The organism is Actinoplanes sp. NPDC049118, assembly GCF_040648555.1.
Lineage (GTDB): Bacteria > Actinomycetota > Actinomycetes > Mycobacteriales > Micromonosporaceae > Actinoplanes.
On record NZ_JBEZDY010000016.1, the window covers coordinates 166,691 to 184,067 of the forward strand.

14 protein-coding genes and 3 pseudogenes are annotated in these 17,377 nt (G+C 68.1%); 11 read left to right on the plus strand and 6 right to left on the minus strand.

Annotation, left to right across the window (positions count from 1 at the left end; all coding sequences use genetic code 11):
- Positions 1–161 precede the first annotated feature (161 nt).
- The gene (locus tag AB0B58_RS25815) at positions 162–803 is read left to right on the plus strand and encodes a hypothetical protein (protein ID WP_360228476.1); all 642 of its coding nucleotides are present in this window, start codon (positions 162–164) and stop codon (positions 801–803) included.
- Between the two features lie 862 nt (positions 804–1,665).
- On the opposite strand, the gene AB0B58_RS25820 is transcribed toward AB0B58_RS25815, so the two are convergent.
- Positions 1,666–1,902, minus strand: a complete 237-nt coding sequence (locus tag AB0B58_RS25820) for a hypothetical protein (RefSeq protein ID WP_360228479.1) — start codon at positions 1,900–1,902, stop codon at positions 1,666–1,668.
- A 385-nt stretch (positions 1,903–2,287) separates the two neighbouring features.
- Between AB0B58_RS25820 and AB0B58_RS25825 the strand changes: the two genes are divergently transcribed.
- The 7 genes from AB0B58_RS25825 (at position 2,288) to AB0B58_RS25855 (ending at position 9,555) form a co-directional block, all read left to right on the plus strand.
- Positions 2,288–3,379 (plus strand): ABC transporter ATP-binding protein, encoded by a 1,092-nt coding sequence (locus tag AB0B58_RS25825; RefSeq protein WP_360228482.1) that lies wholly within the window; start codon positions 2,288–2,290, stop codon positions 3,377–3,379.
- Positions 3,372–4,475, plus strand: coding sequence for an ABC transporter ATP-binding protein (locus AB0B58_RS25830; RefSeq protein ID WP_360228485.1), 1,104 nt, complete (start codon positions 3,372–3,374; stop codon positions 4,473–4,475). Before AB0B58_RS25825 ends, AB0B58_RS25830 begins: the two co-directional genes overlap by 8 nt.
- The gene (locus tag AB0B58_RS25835) at positions 4,472–5,446 is read left to right on the plus strand and encodes a sugar ABC transporter permease (protein WP_360228488.1); all 975 of its coding nucleotides are present in this window, start codon (positions 4,472–4,474) and stop codon (positions 5,444–5,446) included. Before AB0B58_RS25830 ends, AB0B58_RS25835 begins: the two co-directional genes overlap by 4 nt.
- A 123-nt stretch (positions 5,447–5,569) precedes the next feature.
- Positions 5,570–6,322 (plus strand): carbohydrate ABC transporter permease, encoded by a 753-nt coding sequence (locus tag AB0B58_RS25840; protein ID WP_360228575.1) that lies wholly within the window; start codon positions 5,570–5,572, stop codon positions 6,320–6,322.
- Between the two features lie 2 nt (positions 6,323–6,324).
- Complete coding sequence (locus AB0B58_RS25845; protein WP_360228491.1) at positions 6,325–6,600, plus strand: DUF2160 family membrane protein; 276 nt, start codon at positions 6,325–6,327, stop codon at positions 6,598–6,600.
- Positions 6,601–6,622: 22 nt separating this feature from the next.
- Entirely contained in the window at positions 6,623–8,410 is a 1,788-nt protein-coding gene (locus tag AB0B58_RS25850; protein WP_360228494.1) for an ABC transporter substrate-binding protein, read from the plus strand.
- Between the two features lie 149 nt (positions 8,411–8,559).
- Entirely contained in the window at positions 8,560–9,555 is a 996-nt protein-coding gene (locus tag AB0B58_RS25855) for a sugar-binding domain-containing protein (RefSeq protein ID WP_360228497.1), read from the plus strand.
- An 84-nt stretch (positions 9,556–9,639) separates the two neighbouring features.
- Here the strand turns inward: AB0B58_RS25855 and AB0B58_RS25860 are convergent.
- Positions 9,640–9,807 (minus strand): annotated as a pseudogene (locus AB0B58_RS25860) (IS3 family transposase); the annotation flags it as partial.
- Between the two features lie 408 nt (positions 9,808–10,215).
- Positions 10,216–11,103, minus strand: coding sequence for a PIG-L family deacetylase (locus tag AB0B58_RS25865; RefSeq protein WP_360228500.1), 888 nt, complete (start codon positions 11,101–11,103; stop codon positions 10,216–10,218).
- A gap of 290 nt (positions 11,104–11,393) precedes the next feature.
- Between AB0B58_RS25865 and AB0B58_RS25870 the strand changes: the two genes are divergently transcribed.
- Positions 11,394–13,745, plus strand: coding sequence for a helix-turn-helix transcriptional regulator (locus tag AB0B58_RS25870; RefSeq protein WP_360228503.1), 2,352 nt, complete (start codon positions 11,394–11,396; stop codon positions 13,743–13,745).
- A 3-nt stretch (positions 13,746–13,748) separates the two neighbouring features.
- On the opposite strand, the pseudogene AB0B58_RS25875 reads toward AB0B58_RS25870, so the two are convergent.
- Positions 13,749–14,055, minus strand: a pseudogene (locus tag AB0B58_RS25875) (transposase); the annotation flags it as partial.
- A gap of 99 nt (positions 14,056–14,154) precedes the next feature.
- On the opposite strand from AB0B58_RS25875, the gene AB0B58_RS25880 reads away from it, so the two are divergent.
- Positions 14,155–14,652 carry an NUDIX hydrolase gene (locus AB0B58_RS25880; RefSeq protein ID WP_360228506.1) on the plus strand — a complete coding sequence of 166 codons (498 nt, stop codon included), beginning with the start codon at positions 14,155–14,157 and terminating at the stop codon, positions 14,650–14,652.
- A gap of 126 nt (positions 14,653–14,778) precedes the next feature.
- Here the strand turns inward: AB0B58_RS25880 and AB0B58_RS25885 are convergent.
- Together AB0B58_RS25885 and AB0B58_RS25890 are read right to left on the minus strand one after the other, a co-directional pair.
- Positions 14,779–14,904, minus strand: a pseudogene (locus AB0B58_RS25885) (DUF4352 domain-containing protein); the annotation flags it as partial.
- A gap of 507 nt (positions 14,905–15,411) precedes the next feature.
- Positions 15,412–16,350: an alpha/beta hydrolase gene (locus AB0B58_RS25890; protein WP_360228509.1), complete on the minus strand. Its 939-nt coding sequence runs from the start codon at positions 16,348–16,350 to the stop codon at positions 15,412–15,414.
- Between the two features lie 9 nt (positions 16,351–16,359).
- Here AB0B58_RS25890 and AB0B58_RS25895 point away from each other — a divergent pair, with 9 nt between their 5' ends.
- The gene (locus AB0B58_RS25895) at positions 16,360–17,361 is read left to right on the plus strand and encodes a WYL domain-containing protein (RefSeq protein ID WP_360228512.1); all 1,002 of its coding nucleotides are present in this window, start codon (positions 16,360–16,362) and stop codon (positions 17,359–17,361) included.
- The last annotated feature ends 16 nt before the right edge of the window (positions 17,362–17,377 follow it).

Genomic DNA, 17,377 nt, shown 5'->3' on the forward strand with positions numbered 1-17,377 from the left:
CAGAGTAGCGCGGCGAACTGCCGAGGCCACGGCGCTGACACATTCCTCCCGACACCGATTGTCGGAAAGCGGCCTACCTCCTGACCCCGCTACGCAACATAGACCGAAGATGATTAATCAGGCCTCGGGAGACGAGGGGAATCGATAGAACGGGATCTTTCATGAATCTGATCGACAAAGTGCGGCGCGTCATCGTCGGACGCCGCAGCGTCGCGGCGCTGCTGTCGCTGACGGCGACCGCGGCGCTCGCCATCGGTGCGAGTAACGCCCCAGCCGTTGCCGCGCCGCAAGCTGCAGCCCCGGCGCCAGTGCCTCTGGCCCAGGCCGTCAACCTCCTCAAGACCACCAAGGCCACCACTACGGTTGCCGGTTCGGCCGCAGCGCTCGCCTGCCAACCGGTCGTCATCCAGTCGAAAGCCAACGGTCTACTGACGTCGGCCGAGATCGGATATTCCGGCGGCAACTACGGCATGTTGCGCGCTCGCGCCGGCGCACAAGGCCCGTGGGAGGTCTACAACCTCTGCACATACGGCTCCAACTACGTGCTGGTGGCCAACGCCAACGGCAGTTACGTGTCGACCGAACTGGGCTACACCGGCGGCAACTACGCCATGCTGCGAGCCCGCGCCACCGCTATCGGCCCGTGGGAGCAGTACCAGATCCTTCCCTACGGTAGCGGCGTCGTCATCAGATCCACCGCCAACGGCAGTTACGTGTCGACCGAACTGGGCTACACCGGCGGCAACTACGCCATGCTGCGAGCCCGCGCCACGGCCATCGGCCCGTGGGAGCAGTACTACTGACCCGGGACGTTGCCTGGGAATACCCTCGCGTATGTCGAGAGAACACCTGCTGAATCCGCCAGGGGTGCCCGAGGGCGGTCAGCCGGCGGCGGGCAGGTAGTCGTCGAGTCCAGCGCGATCAGGGCTGGGCGGCCAGCCGCTGCACGCCTGGCTCGCCACGAACGTCGGCGCCGAGCTCGTCGACGCGGTCGTGCCACCCTGCCGCCCGATTGCCCGGCCCTGATCCCCGACTGCGGGACGCACACTGCTCGACCAGCGATCTCTGGTCTGGAGACAACGATCGTCAGGGCGGGGCGGCCGGGTTCCGGTGGAACGGTGGAACTCACCAGTATCGCGAGAATCCACCGTGCATAGTGTCCGACTCTCAAACTCGGGATAACACACGACGATCGCGGCTAGGGAACTGGCATACGGCTCATGACACCTTCAATCGCCCGGCCACTCACCCACCTGACGTGTCTGGCCGGGCTCAGGCTCTCTCGGCTCGACGGCCGAGTTCGACCAGTGTGCTCAGCCGCTCCCAGCGGTTGAGCCCGACCGCCGCCACGGCGAGCGCCGCTACGGGTCGCCAGCAGAATTGCCCACTGGAAAGGGCGCAGCAGGATCGGCGGCCCTCGAGCTCGTCGTGCGTGGTCATGGAATCCCCGTCTCCAGTCGTCATCGGGACCTCAGCGTCGGTGGAGACCAGGCAGGCCGCCAGCGCGTTGGAACACCAGTACAACTTGGATCCGTCTGTGTCCCCAGCGCGGGTTCTCCCGGGCCAGTCGGACGACAAGGACGTACAGCCCGTCGCTGATTCGCGGTCGTCCGGGCCGGTTCGAGTAGGTCCAGTACGGGCTTACCAGGCGGCGGCGCCAGGACATCAGGGTGGCCGGAGCGACGGTCCGATGTCTCCATGGCTCGCGGGGAAGGGCGCGGACCAGGGCGCAGAGCACGGCCCGATCCGGCCAGGACAGCTGCGACCGACCTGGCGACGCAGGGCAGCGACTTCGTGGCGCAGCACCATCAGCTCGGCGGCCATCGCGGACTCGCCGCGTGCCACCCGCGGCAGCCAGCCGAACATCCGAACCGCGGTCAGGTACGGCAGTCGAACAACCATGCACCGCATCCTCGGGGCGCTCGGGAGACGCCAGCTCACATCGTGTGCGAGCAGTTCTGGCGCGGTACAGGCCCGTAACGCGCGGCTTCCCGTCCGGCCCTGGCCACCTCGGGGCGCCGGAACCAGAGCTGAAGCGTGGTCCTCAGGACACTGCCCCGCTCCAGCCGATGGGATGTCACCACAATCTCGACCTAAACATTGTCGAATGTGAATTGTTTACCTGCCACGGAATGACAATCGATGCTTTCCGATGCACATCAATTCAGATCATCGTCCGGCGTTCTGCACGTTTGTTCACCGCAATTGCCCTTGCGTCCGCAAAGCTCCTAGGCTGAGACGCCACGAGGGCATATATCGACCTGGTAAGCAGGGAGGATCGAATGGCGTGGAGCTCATTCTCGATCGCGTCCAGGTACGGCAGCGGGGAGACGTCTGGCTCCACGAGGTGAACCTCGAACTGCGCGGCGGCATGACCGTACTCATCGGACCGACGACTGCGGGGAAAACGACGTTAATGCGCGTCGTGGCGGGACTTCTCCCGCCCACGGCCGGACGTGTGCTCGTCAATGGGGCCGATGTCACGGCGACCTCGGTCCGGAAGCGGTCTGTCGCCTTCGTCTATCAGCAGTTCATCAACTACCCCTCGCTGTCGGTGTACGAGAACATCGCCTCGCCGCTGCGGCAGGCGCCCGGCTTCGCTTCGGCCCGGATCGACCGCCGGGTGCGCGAGATCGCCGAGATCATGGGCATCGGCGCGCTGCTCGGCCGCCGGCCCGCCGAGCTGTCCGGCGGCCAGCAGCAGCGAACGGCCATTGCCCGGGCACTCGCCCGGCCGGTCGACGTGCTGCTGCTGGACGAGCCGCTCGCGAACCTCGACTACAAGCTGCGGGAGCAGCTGCGCAGCGACCTCAAGAGCATGTTCCGCGACGCCCCGGGTGTGGTGCTGTACTCCACCTCGGATCCGGCCGAGGCGCTGATGTTCGCGGAGCCGACCGTCGTCCTGGGCGAGGGGCGGGTCCAGCAGGTGGGCGACGTGGCCGACCTGTATGAGCAGCCGCCGACGTTGGCGGTTGCGGCGACGCTCAGCGACCCCCCACTGAACCGCCTACCCGGAGTCGTCCGCGAGGGCCGGATCGAATGCCTGGGTGCGGCCTTCCCTGCCGCCGCGGCGCGGGCGACGAGCCACGACGTGACCCTCGGCGTACGCCCGCACCGTGTCACGGTCGAACGGACCGGCCCGGACGACCTCGCGTTTCCCGGCGAGATCCGGCTCGCGGAGATGACCGGCAGCGACACCTTCCTGCACCTGCTCCTGCCGGATCGGCGCCATCTCGTGGCCCAGCTGTCCGGCACCCACCGGTTCACCCCGGGGGAGCCGGCCGTGGCCTACATCGACCCGGCACACATCTTCGTCTTCGACGAGACCGGTGGCCGCCTGGGCGACCCGTCGGCCGTGGAGGCCGAGCCGCATGGTTGACATCCACCTGGACGGCGTAGGCCACAGCTACGACGGCGGCCGGACCTGGGCGCTGCGGCCGATGACACGGACCCTGCACGCAGCCAGGGCGTACGCGCTGCTAGGCCCGAGCGGCTGCGGCAAGACCACGCTGCTCAACATCATCTCGGGTCTGCTCACGCCGACCGTCGGGCGGATCTGGTTCGGTGATCGGGAGGTTACCAGGGTCCCGACCGCCGCTCGCAACATCGCGCAGGTATTCCAGTTCCCTGTGCTCTACGAGGGCATGTCGGTGTACGACAACCTCGCCTTCCCGCTGCGTAACCGCGGCTGGCCGAAGGCAGAGATCGACCGGCGGGTGCGTGCGGTGTCGCATCTGCTAGGACTGGACAGCCACCTGCACCGCCGGTCCCGGCGGCTGGACCCGGGGCGCCAGCAGATCGTCAGCCTGGGCCGTGGGCTGGTCCGCTCCGACGTGGCGGCGGTACTGCTCGACGAGCCCCTCACGGTGGTCGACCCGGCGCTGCGGTGGACGTTGCGCAGCACGCTGAAGGAGATCCACCGCGACACCGGGCACACCCTGGTCTACGTCACCCATGACCAGACCGAGGCGTTGACCTTCGCCGACGAGGTGATGGTGCTCCAGGACGGTGACGTCGTGCAGTCGGGCGAGCCGACTGAGCTGTTCCTGTCGCCGGCGCACGAGTTCGTGGGTCACTTCATCGGCTCGCCGGGCATGAACATGATCCCCGCCGACCTCGTCGACGGTGTGGTACGCGTCGGTGACACGCCCGTCGGGCGCGCGGCGGACACCGACGGTGCCCTTCCCTCGGGTCCGGTGCGTATCGGTGTCCGTCCCGAGTTCGTCCGAATCTCCGCCGTGCCCACCGCGCCGGGGCTGCCGGCACGGGTCACCGCGGTCGACCGGATGGGGGCGTACCACCTGGTGCATGCCGAGATCGACGGTCGTCGGCTCAGCGCCAAGGTGGACACCGGTTCCCGGTACGCGCCGGGCGCGCTCGAATACTTCCACTTCGTCCCCGACCGGGCCTTCCTGTTCCGGGACGCGATCCGGTGCGGCACGATCGCCGCCCAGGACGGCGCGGAGCGGGCATGAGCGACCACACCGAGCGTAGCGAGGGCCGGGAGCACCATGCGAAGGGTGGGCCCCGCGTGAGCGACGGCCACCCAGCCACCGGCGAGCACGGGAGTGATCGGCCGGCGGACACCCGGCCGAAGGACAACCGGGCCTGGATCCTGGTCCTTCCCGTGGTGGCCTCGGTGGCCTTCACCGCGGTGATCCCGCTGATGACGGTGGTCAACTTCTCGGTACAGGACGTATTCAGCCCGACAGACCGGATCTTCGTCGGGCTGGAGTGGTACCGGTCCGTCGTCCGCGACGCGGAGGTCCGTGCCGCCTTCCTGCGTACGCTGATGTTCTCCGTCCAGGTCCTGCTGGTGGAGATCCCGCTCGGGGTGGCTATCGCCGTGGCGATGCCACGCCGCGGCCGGGCGGTGTCGTCGGCTCTGGTGGTCGTCGCGCTGCCGCTGCTGATCCCGTGGAACGTCGTGGGCACCATCTGGCAGATCTTCGCCCGCGCCGACATCGGACTGGGCGGCTGGACCGTCAACCACGTGCTGGGCGTGGACTTCAACTACACGCTGGACGCTCACGACGCCTGGACGACAGTGCTGCTGATGGATGTCTGGCACTGGACCCCGCTGGTGGCGTTGCTGGCGTACGCGGGCCTGCGGTCCATTCCCGAGCCGTACTATCAGGCCGCCCAGATCGACAGCGCCTCGTCCTGGACGGTCTTCCGCCACATCCAGCTGCCCCGGTTGCGTGGCGTGCTGACGATCGCGATCCTGCTCCGGTTCATGGACAGCTTCATGATCTACACCGAGCCGTTCGTGGTGACCGGTGGCGGTCCCGGCAACGCCACCTCCTTCCTGAGCATCCTGCTGTCGAAGGTCGCCGTCGGGCAGTTCGACCTGGGACCGGCCGGCGCTTTCTCGCTGCTGTACTTCCTGTTCGTTCAGGTCGTCTGCTTCGTCTTCTTCGTCGTGCTGACCAGAACCGGGAGGTGAGCGGTGGCCGTCACCGCACGCGAGACCGCGCCGGACACCCGGCGGCCGACGGCCGCGGCGGCGCGCGCCCGGCGCCGGCTGCCCTGGGCCCGTGCCGCCTTCTGGCTGTACGCGGCCGCGCTGATGCTGCCGATCCTGTGGATGTTCGGCATGTCGATCCGGCCCAACGAGGACATCCTCGGCAGCTTCTCCCTCCTGCCGCAACGGGTGACGCTCGAGCACTACCGGACGTTCTTCACCGACTCGGTGTGGTACTCGAGCTACCTGAACTCCATCGCCTACACGTCGCTGAACGCGCTGATGTCGCTGGTCGTGGCGATCCCGGCGGCGTACGCCTTCTCGCGGTTCCGGTTCGCCGGCGACAAGCACCTGTTCTTCTGGCTGCTGACGAACCGGATGGCCCCGGTGGCGGTCTTCCTGCTGCCGTTCTTCCAGATCTACTCCAGCGTCGGGCTGTTCGACACCTACCTGGGCGTCGCCGTCGCGCACATGCTGTTCAACGTCCCGCTCGCGGTATGGATCCTCGAGGGTTTCATGTCCGGCATCCCGCGCGAGATCGACGAGACCGCGGCGATCGACGGCTACTCGCTGACCCGGTTCTTCGTCCGGATCTTCCTGCCGCTGATCCGCTCGGCGATCGGCGTCACCGCGTTCTTCTGCTTCATGTTCAGCTGGGTCGAACTGCTCATCGCCCGGACCATCACCTCGGTCGACGCCAAACCCATCGCCGCCACGATGACCCGGACCGTCAGCGCCGCGGGGGTGGACTGGGGGCTGCTCGCCGCGGCGGGCGTGATGACGATCATTCCGGGGGCGATCGTCATCTGGTTCGTACGCAACTACATCGCCAAGGGCTTCGCCCTCGGGAGGGTCTGACCGTGCTCGGCTGGATGGTCTGGACCGCACCCACGGCGGCGATCTTCATCGGACTCGGGGTCCTGCTGGCGGGGATGGGGGTCTGGGGCCGGCTGTCGCCCCCGGTCGCCCGGCGCGGCTTCCTGCGGATCGAGACCGACCGCGGCGACCGGCTCTACATCGCGCTGATCACCGCAGCCATCGTGCTGGCCGGCTGGCTGGCCGTCACCGACCTGTCGATGTGGCTGGCGTCGGCGTGCGCACTGCTCGTCGCGGCCGTCATCGGACGGTGGGGTTGACATCACATCGAGAGGAGTCACCGTGTCACGACGATCGTCGGCAAGGTCACGCATCGGCGGGTGGGTAGCGTCCCTGACCGCGCTGAGCCTGGTGCTGGCCGGATGCACCGGAGGGGACGACGACACCCCCAAGAGCAGCTTCAAGGTGGAGGACGGTCAGGCCGCGGCCCGCAGGTGGGTCACAACCGAGTTCACACCCAGTACGCTCGCGCAGGCGCAGCAGCTGGCGGAGCTGGAATGGTTCCTCAAGGCGGCCGCGCCGTACCGGGGCATGCAGATCAACGTCGTCTCGGAGACGATCACCACCCACCAGTACGAGTCGCAGGTACTGGCAAAGGCGTTCACCGAGATCACCGGGATCAAGGTCAAGCACGACCTGATCCAGGAGGGCGACGTCATCGAGAAGCTGCAGACCCAGATCCAGGGCGACAAGAACATCTACGACGCGTACGTCAACGACTCCGACCTGATCGGCACCCACTCCCGCGGAGACTACGTCCTCCCCCTGTCGGACTACATGACCGGCGAGGGCAAGGACGTCACCTCCCCCACGCTCGACGTACCGGACTTCATCGGCACCAGCTTCACCACCGGCCCGGACCACAAGCTCTACCAGCTGCCCGACCAACAGTTCGCGAACCTCTACTGGTTCCGCTACGACTGGTTCACCGATCCCGAGATCAAGCGGCAGTTCAAGGCCGCCTACGGCTACGACCTCGGCGTGCCGGAGAACTGGGCGGCCTACGAGGACATCGCCGACTTCTTCACCAACAAGGTGAACGGCAACGGCACCATCGACGGCAAGAAGGTCTACGGCCACATGGACTACGGCCGCAAGGATCCGTCCCTGGGCTGGCGGTTCACCGACGCGTGGCTGTCCATGGCAGGCAACGGCGACCCCGGCCTGCCCAACGGGCTGCCCGTGGACGACTGGGGCATCCGGGTGGAGAACTGCCGCCCGGTCGGGTCCTCGGTCAGCCGCGGCGGCGACACCAACGGCCCCGCCTCGGTGTACGCCCTGACCAAATACGTCGACTGGCTGAAGAAGTACGCGCCGAAGGAGGCGGCCGGGATGAACTTCAGCGAGGCCGGCCCGGTGCCCGCGCAGGGCGCGGTGGCGCAGCAGGTTTTCTGGTACACCGCGTTCACCGCGGACATGACCAAGAAGGGCCTGCCGGTCGTCAACGCGGACGGCACGCCGAAGTGGCGGATGGCGCCCAGCCCGCACGGCGCGTACTGGAAGAACGGCAACAAGCTGGGCTACCAGGACGCGGGCTCGTGGACCCTGCTGAAGAACACGCCGGCCAAGCGCCGCGCCGCCGCCTGGCTGTACGCGCAGTTCGTCACGGCCAAGACCGTGTCGTTGAAGAAGTCGATCACCGGACTGACATTCATCCGCGACTCCGACATCCGCAGCGACTACCTCACCCGCAACGCCAAGAACTACGGCGGCCTGATCGAGTTCTACCGCTCGCCGGCCCGCAAGCAGTGGACCCCGACAGGTACGAACGTGCCGGACTACCCGAAGCTCGCCCAGTTGTGGTGGCAGAACGTCGCCACCGCCGTGACCGGTGAGACCACCCCCCAGCAGTCGATGGACAACCTGGCCCGGCAGCAGGACGAGATCCTGGCCCGGCTCGAGCGCCGCGGCTACGGCGGTTCCTGCGCGCCGAAGCTGAACCCGGAGGTGGACCCCCAGTCCTGGGTCGACCGGCCGGGGGCTCCCGCGCCGAAGCTCTCCGACGAGCGGGGCCGGCCCCAGACGGTCGACTACGACAAGCTGCTGGCCAACTGGAAGGCCATCGGCTGACGCCGGCGCACAGACCCGTACGCGGCCGCCCGCGCACAACCGTGCGCGGGCGGCCCACGGAAGCGCGGAAATTTCCATCCAAGAGCATCGATTGTTCGGCTAAGGTGCATCGAAGGGAACGAATCAAAGGCTGACCGGGCAAGGCGGGGATGGCAGAGACGCGGCAGGCGCTGGCCGTGACGGCGGCCCGGATGTACTACGGTGCGGGCCAGTCCACTCAGGAGATCGCCGACTATCTGCGGGTCTCCCGTTCCACGGTGTCCCGGCTGCTCACCTTCGCACGCGAGGCGGGGGTGGTCGAGGTACGGGTGCACGAGACCGCCGACGCGTCCACGCGGCTGACCGCCGACCTGACGGCCCGCCATCCGCACGTCCGGTTTCAGATCATCGGAGTACACCCGGGAGCCAGCAGCGGCCGGATCAACACCGCCGTCGCGCGGTACGCCGCACACGCGATCGCCGCGATGGTGGAACCGGGAATGACGATCGGCATCGCCTGGGGCAACACCGTCAGCAGTCTCATCGACTACCTAGGCCCCAAGCCGGTCGACGACCTCGTCGTGGTGCAGCTCAACGGCGCCGGAAACGGTGCGAGCTTCGGCCTGGCATACGCCTCGGACATCATCGTCCGGTTCGCCGAGAACTTCGCCGCGAGCCCCCACCTCTTTCCGGTGCCGGCGTTCTTCGACCACGCCGAGACCAAGGAGGCCCTCTGGAGGGAGCGCAGCATCCAGCAGATTCTGGCGCTACAGGAGAACGCCGACCTGCTGGTGTTCAGCACCGGCGCGCTGGTCGGCGATCCGGCCAGCCACATCTACACCGCCGGCTTCCTCGGCGAGCGCGACGTCCGCGACCTGCGCGGCGCCGGCGTGGTCGGGGACATCGGGACCGTCTTCTTCGACGAACAGGGCTCCGGCGACCTGCCGATCAACCGCCGCTCCAGCGGGCCGCCGCTGGGGCTGTACGCCCGGGCCCGCCGCTCGGTCTGCGTGGCGTCCGGGGTCGGCAAGGTCCCCGGCCTGGGCGCCGCGCTGTCCGCCGGATTCATCTCGGACCTGATCGTGGACAGCCGCACCGCCGCCGAGTTGGTGCGCCGCGCCACCACAGCGGCGCCTGTACGGCCGCACCGGCGCCGCATGCGGTGACCGATCAGCAGGTGACCGGAGTCCGGCCGATGGCCGATCGGCGCCGTCGGCAGCCAGTCCGGCGTCCACCCCGTTACGGCCATGCCGATGACCGTGCGTGGCGAGTTCGGCGTGTATCCGCGGCGCTCCGTAGGTGCCCCGAGATTGCGCGTGCACGGCGGTGATCTTCTCGATCAGGACCTGGTCGACGCGGTCCCGCTTGGTCCGCGCGCCCCGAGTGTGCTGGTAGTAGGCGGATCGGGAGACCTTCATCAGCTCGCACTGCCGTATACACCGAGGTGTTGTTCCATGGTGCGCTCATCGGTTTCAAAATCGATGAGGACCGCGTCATCACCGTCAACAGCTGCATGCCGCGGTCCTGATGCCCCGCGCGGACGGCCTGGAGTACCACCCCGCCAACGCCTGAAGCGCGACGAGTCGGCGAGTTGCCGTGTAACAACAAGCACCACTGCAAGGCGTGACGCCGGTACCGGAGTTCTTGGCACAGTGATCCGCGCCGAACCCGGCCGGGCGAGGCAATGATGCCGCCGGCATCACGCTTGTCGCCCGGCCGGGACCAGCACTCATCAGGCCATCGGCTCCTTGGCATCCGGCAGTGCACGCGGATGAGGTTCGCCAGTCACTCCGGTGAGAGCGAGGGCGACCTCTGGCGGGTGGCTTTCAGGGTTTTCCCGGCCGGTAGTTGGACGGAAGGGTGTACACGAACTCGCGGGCGTCGTAGTGCGCGCCCTCCATCATGAAGTCGACGCTGTGGTAGCCCAGGGCGTAGAGGTTCCGGTCCGGATCCCAGGTGTTGTAGGCGTAGAGCGCGTTGCGCTTCGCCCTCATGTGCGAGTCGGGGATGTTCAGCACATAAGCGGCGCCCCTGCCGCGCTCGTTCATCGGCAGGCTGTACCCGTAGATGTGGTTGAAACGCACGTCGGTCAGCGTTCCGTCGTTCATGAGCCGGTATGCGGCGTCGCTGCATGCCTTGTGGGTGGGGCTCGGCCGTTGCCCGGGGAGGATGTCCATCCAACCGGCCGCGAACTTGTGCGACGCCCCGGGGTACTGCTCGGCGAGGGCCTTCACCTTCGCCGTGATTTTGTCCACGGCCTTGTTGTACGGGTCTTCGGCAAGCTTCCACATGATGATCTTGTCGACGCCGAGCGCCTTGGCCGACGCCCTGAACTCGGCGTTCCGCGCCGGCACGACCATGCTGGTGCCGTCCGTCGGCCAGCCCAGGTTGTGGTAGTCGCTGGGCGACGCGCACTTGGCGCCGAGCCTGGTGCACCTACCCTGGTTCATTATCTCGGCCAGTTCGCCGTTCACCCCCAAGCTCACCAGGACCAGGTATACGGGCCGGCCGGCCGCCTTGTGCTGCATGATCGATCCGGCCATGCCGATCGCCTCGTCGTCCTGGTGCGGCGAGTAGAAGATGGCCGGCTTGGCGGCCGCGGAAGCCCTGGACGGCCACAGACCGGCCTGCGCCACCCCTGCCGCCGCCAGCGCTCCGGCTGCCAGGACTCGGCGCCTGGACATTGCGGTGCGGTGCTCCTCGTGCTCGCTCACGTGTGCTCCCCTTCAGATGGTCGTACGGCGGTCGTGCAGGGACAGGGGCAACTTGATCGACCATTGTCGATTCACTTGCCGGCGGCGCGGGTACGGCCGTGCGTCAGCGACCGCCCGCGGGCGCATACGTTCGGCGGGCGACCTGCGGTTCCTGCCCGAGATGTCGCCCCGGCCGGAATTGAGTGGACCATGACCGCGCCGGGGCTTTCCAGGCGGTTTTACCGGCAGAAGTAGCGACCGGAATACTTGTGCCGGAACCGGGCCGCGCTACCCAGAACGGGAAATCGACCATGACCGCAGGTACACCGGACAGAGGCGTCTTCGGGCAACGGCTTTGGGACCTGCGCAGGAAGGTCGGGCTCAGCCAGGAGGAGCTGTCACACGCCGCGGGCGTGAGCGTCCGCGCGCTCGCGGACCTGGAACGCGGCCGGACCCGGGGTCCGCACCGGCGCACCGTGCAGGCCCTCGCCGACGGGCTGATGCTGGACGCCGCCGCTGCCGAGGCGCTGGAACAGGCGGCCTGCCTCGGACGGCCCCGTCCCCGGCAGAGCACGCCGCCGGCGCACAGCACCATGGCCCTGCCTCGCGACATCCGCGACTTCACAGCGCGCGTCCCGGCACTCGAGGATCTGCTCGTCCTCGTGCAGCACGCCGACCCCGCGCAGCCACCGGTCAGCGTGGTCTCGGGGCAGCCCGGGCTGGGCAAGACCGCTTTCGCCGTGCACGCCGCTCACCGGCTGGCCCCGCACTTCCCGGACGGGCAGCTGGCCCTCGACCTGCGCGGCACGGATCCGGAGCCGACCACGCCCCGGGACGCGCTCGGACGCCTGCTACGAGCGATGGGTGTGGCCGATTGGGCAGTTCCAGCCGGTACGGACGACCGGGTGGGGCTGTTCCGGTCCGTCACCGGCGACCGCCGCCTGCTGCTTCTGCTGGACAACGCGGCGGACGAGACCCAGGTCCGCCCGCTGCTCCCCGCCACCGGACCGTCGCTGACCCTCGTCACCAGCCGCCATGCCCTGGCCGGCCTCGAAGCGGTCCACCGGACACACCTCGAACCCCTGCGGCGGGAGGAGTCCGTCGAAATGTTGACGCGGATCGTCGGCGCCGAACGGGTACGGCGCGAGGCCCAGGCCGCACGCGACCTCGCGAACCTGTGCGGCCACCTGCCGCTGGCTGTCCGGATCGCCGGCCAGCGCCTCGCCGCACGGCCCGGCGAACGCCTCGGCAAGCTGGTCACCCAACTCGCTGCCGAGGGCCGCCGGCTGGACGTCCTGCAAGCCGGCGGTCTGCGAGTGCGGGCCGCATTCACCCTGTCGTACGAGCGGCTGCCGCCCGCCACGAAGCAGCTCTTCCGCCGCGCCGCCCTGGCCGCCGGTCCTAACTTCAGCCCGGAGTCCGCGGGTGTGCTGGCCGGCCTGTCGATCGCCCAAGCGGCCGAGTACGCGGAGGAACTGGTGGACGCGGGGCTCCTCCAGCCTGAACCCGCCGCCGAACGTTACCGCTTCCACGACCTGCTGAAGCTGTTCGCCGCCGAACGGCTGGCCGCGGAGGACGACACCGAGACGTACGAGGCCGCCCAGGACAGGGCCGCCCAGTGGATGCTACGCAGGGCCACCACCGCCGCCCTCTACTTCGACGCCGAGTGCCGCCAGGACCCGCCCACCGGAGACCCCGATCCCGAGGATTCCCCCGGCGACCGCACGCAGGCCCGCGCCTGGCTGGAGGCGGAGCGCGACCAGTGGCTCGCCGCTCTGCGCCGGGCCGGGGCGACCGGACACCACCAGCAGGTCATCGACACGGCGGAAGCCATGCACTGGTTCTCCGACCTGAACCAGCACTGGGAGCAGTGGGCCGAGGTGTTCCGCCACGCCGTCGACGCGGCTCGCGCCCTCGGCAGCAGGCCGGACGAGGCGATCCAGCTCAACTACCTGGCCTGGGCCTACAACCTCTGCGTCCACGACTACCCCGCCGCCCTCGCCGCTGCGGACGCGGCCCTAGAGGTGGCGCGCGGGATCGGGGATGGACTCCAGACCGGGTGGGCGCTGGGCCATGGTGCGGCGGCGCTGCACCGGATGGGCAGGACCGACGAGTCCCTCGACCGGTTCGGCGAAGCGGCATCATGTCTACGTGCCGCCGCCTCTCCCGAGGCCCGTCTCGCCGAACTCACGATCCTGAATGCCTTCGGCAACAACCTGCGCCAGTGCGGACGGGCCGAGGAGGCGCTGGGCATCCACCTGCGCAGCGAGGCCGTCTGCCGGGCCGGGATCCCGGGGCAGCGGCGAGACCTGATCGCGTCGTACCGCGCGAGCGCTCAGCAACAGATGGGCAACGACCTCGCGGCGCTGGGCCGCCTCGACGAGGCGGAAGGCTTGCTCCGGCAGGCCCTGGCCCAGTTCGAGGCGGCCGGAATGGCCGCCTGGAGCGCCCCCGCCCGCCTCGAACTCGGGATCGTGCTGCGTAAACTTGCCCGCCACGAGGAGGCCCGGCGGGCCCTGCTCGTGGCCCGCGACGCTCTAGCCGAACTCAACGCCCCTCGGCACGGCGAGGCCGTCGCGGAACTGCGTGCGCTCGACGAGGTCGTCACCGTGCGGATGCCCGAGAACCTCGTCCGTCCTGATGCCACCCGGTTGGCGAGATGAGAGCGCCGACAGGGACAGGACTATGTCCTCGACGCCGGTCAGTCGGCGTTGCCGCTTGCGGACGATCTGCGGCTCGAACGAGCCGTCCCGGTCACGCGGGACGGTGATCTCGCCGTCCACCTGCGGCCTCGATCACTCGCTTGGTCAGCTGCTGCAGCAGGCCACCTTCGCCGGTCAGCTGCAGGCCCGCCGCGCGGGCCTGCTCGACCAGCCGGCCGACCAACTCGGCATCCACGCCTCCCGACGTGCTCACCGGGTCCTTCTTGTTCGCCACCGCGGAAGTATCCACGGCATCAGTCGTGACGGTCATCAGGTGCGTCTCCTTGCTCAGGAGTTACACCGTTGTTCTTACAGGCCCCTCAAGCCCGGCGGATGGCCGATCGGTCGCGCCAGATCTAGCATGATCTCCATGAGCGACGTCAACGCTGGTGAGCTACCCGAGCCGGCGTTCGTACTGCCGACCATCCCGGCCTCTGCCGGAGCTCTGGTACGTGGCCGCAAGGGCCGATTGCTCATCCTGAAGCCGACCTACAAGGGCGGTTGGACGATCCCGGGTGGGATTGTCGAGATCGGCGAGTCACCCTGGGATGCGTGTCGCCGCGAAACCAAGGAGGAGTGCGGCCTCGACGTCACCACGGGGCGGCTTGTGTGCGTGGACTTCCTGCGCCCACGGCCTGGCCGTCCGGGTGGTATGCGCTTCCTTTTCGATTGCGGCGTCTACGACGACGCCGTCTTGGACACGGTGGTCATCCAGCCGGTCGAGATCGCCAAAAGCCGGATCCTGCCGATCGACACGGCGCTGCCTCTGCTTAGCGGACCGGTCCGACGTCGGGTACGCGCCGCCTGGAAGACAAAACGGGTGCGCTATCTCGAGGACGGCCGCCCTGTGCCGGGGATCAGCTCTTAGCGGTCGGGAACGGGCGACCGCAAATCGAGGAGGAGGGGACGGTACTGGGCTACCAGCTTGCCGATGAACCCCGCCCGATCATCTGATCAGCCAATGAAACGTCATGGCGACGAACCACGGTCGGTTCTACGGCAAGGCGTCTCGGACGCCGTCGAAGAGGTACGAGCCGTGCAGCTCCATGGTGGAAGCGACGTCGCCTTCCGGGACGTCGAACACTATCTTGCCGCTTCCATTCCCGCCGGGGCCGATCTTCGCAGCAAGGTTTGCGTGTCTCGGTTGGCGAGCAGACCGGCGAGTTCGTCACCGCTGAACTCGGTGCCGGCGGCGTCGGAAACCTTCTGCACTCTGCCCAGAAAGAATTGGGGCCGGTCCGCGCACGTGATCTTCGAGCGCATGTCAGTGTGACGGCTGCCTCCGGGCTCTAGCGGCCGCATGCGGCAGCTGTGCATGTCCGCCCGCGACGCTTACCGGGGCCCGTTGACAGGTTGTGTCGGTGAGCAACCCGATGTCGCCGGGATGTGGCAGGCCCCTTGTGACCGCTGGTGTCTACCGCTGCTGAGCGGCGCCGAGGTCAGACATCGATGTGCTTCTCGATGCCGAGACTGCAGGCTACGTGAGCGCCTACCCCTGAGTCCTTGAGAGCACGGCGGCGCACCATAGCGGGTTGGTGGCTGACGCCACCAACCCGCAGGAGGCATGACCAGCGACTACAACCGGCGAGCCCTCAGCGGACCGCGAAGCGGATCTCCTGCTGGAATGCTAGGCGGCATCCCGCTGGTCCAGCCACTTCAGAATCGCCTCGGTCGTTTCATCCGGCTTCTCCTGCTGGATCCAATGACCGCAGTCCAGACTGACCACTTCCACATTCGGCACGAATTCCGTCAGTCTCTCAGACCTCGCGACCGTGTCGCGGTCGCCGTAGATCATGAGGGTGGGCTGTCGGATGATCGGGTCCACATCCGCCAGTAGGCGCCAGTTGCGGTCCAGGTTTCGGTACCAGTTGATTCCGCCCGTGAACCCCTTTGATTCGAAAGCGGAAACGAAGACGGCCAGTTCGCTGTCACTCATGACGGGCTCACCGAGTGGGGATTCCGCTCGGGCGAGGTTGATCAACGCATTGCCCGGCTGAGGCTCTGCGGGAGGCACGTCCTTCCGGTAAAGGTTCCGAAGGAACTGGTACGTGTTCTCCTCGAACACGGCGTCCGCGACGCCCGGCTGCCGGTTGAAGTGGACGAAGTAGAAGTCGCTGCCGAGTACGGCTTCCATGACCTCGATCCAGGGCACTTCTCCGCGCTCGAGGTACGGCAGGCTCAGGTTGATCACCTTGTTGACACGGTTCGGGTGCAACAGGGTCAGGCCCCAGACGACGGCTGCACCCCAGTCATGACCGACGAAGGTGGCATCCTCGTATCCATAGTGATCGAGCAGTGCGACGAGGTCACCCGACAGGTGTGCGATGTCGTAGTCGGTGACTTCGGTCGGGCGGGACGAGTTACCGTAACCCCGCTGGTTCGGGACGATCACGTGGTAGCCCGCTGCCGCGAGGGCGGGCATCTGATGGCGCCAGGAGAAGGCGTGCTCCGGCCAGCCGTGACAGAGCACGATGGGGTTCCCCGCGTTCTGCCGGCCTGCTTCGAAGACTTCGAGTTCCACACCGTTGACCGAAATGCGGGTGGGCTCGGGAAAATCGGTTGTCATGCCGACATCTTGCGGACCGATACCGGTCATCCCCTGACCGGTTTTGGTGGAAGTGTTGTCGGGGTGAGAGCCGACCGGTTGATGGCCATCCTCCTTCTGCTGCAACATCGCGAGCAGGTGACAGCAGCGGAGGTCGCCCGGGAGCTGGAGATCTCCGAACGCACCGCCCGCCGCGACCTCGACGCCCTGGGCATGGCCGGGGTGCCGGTGTACTCCATGCAGGGCCGGGGCGGCGGCTGGCGCCTCGTGGGCGGCGCCCGCACCGACCTGTCCGGGTTGACCGCAAGTGAGGCCCGCGCCCTGTTCCTGGTCGCCGGTCCCGCCTCGTCTGTGACGCCGGCCGTGAAAGCGGCGCTGCGCAAGCTCGTCCATGCCCTGCCGGAACCGTTCCGGGTGCAGGCCGAGGCGGCAGCGTCGTCGCTCGTCATGGACCCGCGACGATGGGGATCGAGCCGGGTCGAGCCCCGACCACCGCGCTTCCTCGACGAACTCCAGGACGCGGTGATCCGCGGCGTCCAGGTTCGGCTCGGCTACGTCGACCGCGAAGGCAGCGAAACCGAGAGAACCGTTCACCCGCTGGGCATCGTCGCCAAAGGTCCGTCGTGGTACCTCGTCGCCAACACCGAGGCCGGCCGGCGGACCTTCCGGATCGACCGCATGTCGTCCGCCGACCCGACCGGCGACCCCGTGAACCGGCCCGAGAACTTCGATCTTGCCGAGAGCTGGCGCGCGATCGCCGACGAAGTCGAACGCAAACGAACGCCCCTCGAGGTCCGGGCGGTGTGCGCGCCCCACGGGATAGGCGTGCTCCGGATGGGGTTCGGCGGTCGGCTCGAGGTGGGAGGTTCCACGACCGACGGCCGCATCGAGGTCGTGATCCGCGGCAACGACGAATACATACTCGCCGGCGAGCTTGCCGGGCTGGTCGCATGGATCGAGGTGACCGGTCCTCCGGGTGTGCGAGACCACCTGGCCTCGATCGGCAACGCGCTCGTCGAGCGATACGGCTGAGGCCGGCACGGACGTC